This is a genomic window from Nonomuraea deserti (assembly GCF_004348685.1).
Lineage (GTDB): Bacteria > Actinomycetota > Actinomycetes > Streptosporangiales > Streptosporangiaceae > Nonomuraea > Nonomuraea deserti.
Genome location: NZ_SMKO01000438.1, coordinates 1 through 747, shown reverse-complemented (window position 1 = coordinate 747; position 747 = coordinate 1). Strand labels below are relative to the sequence as shown.

Sequence of the window (747 nt, the reverse complement as noted above, 5' to 3'; positions counted from 1 at the left end):
GGTGACGCGCTGGATGGCCTTGACGGCGGCATCGGGCTGGTCCTCGTAGATGTAGTGCCCGCTCCTGGCGGCGGTGCTCAGTTTGCCGGCGCTGGAGATGGCGAGCCACTTGCGCTGGCCCGCGGCCCACGCCTTCTCCAGGCGCGGCCCGTAGGTGGGGACGGCCGCCAGGTACGGCCGGCCGTGCGCGATGACCTCGACCGGGATGTCCCCGGCGGAGCGGACCTTGCCGTCGGTGATGACGAGCTTCTCCGGGTTCTGTCCCTTGAAGATCGCCAGGTTCTGCGCGCGTACCCCGGCGGCCGGGCCCTTGGCCGAGGCCGGGATGACCTTGGCGATGTCACCGGCCATGGTGGACGGGGTGGCGTCCATCAGCACCAGTCCCTTGACGCGGTCCTGGTGGTCGGGGGCGTATCGGGCGGCGATCAGCCCGCCCAGCGAGTGCCCGGCCAGCACGACCGGACGGTCACCGGCGATCCGGTCGAGCACCCCGGTCAGGATCTTGCCGGTGCTCGCGAAGTCCTGAGGGCCCTGCGGCTGGTCGCTGCCGCCCGCGCCGAGCCGGTCGTAGGAGCAGACCCGGTGGTTCCCGCTCAACGTCTTCTGCAGGGCGGCCAACCTGTCCAGCTTGTCGCCACCACCGTGCATCAGCACGATGACCGGCTCACCGTCCGCCGCGTCACCCGAGCAGGACACGTTCACCGACCGGCCCGCGACATCGATCTTCTTCGTCCCGTAGATCACGTC

The 747-nt window shown here is 70.5% G+C and carries 1 protein-coding gene; it reads right to left on the bottom strand.

What is annotated here, in order from left to right:
* Positions 1–747 (bottom strand): alpha/beta fold hydrolase (locus tag E1292_RS50575; protein WP_132606892.1); only part of this gene is annotated, 747 nt, incomplete at both ends.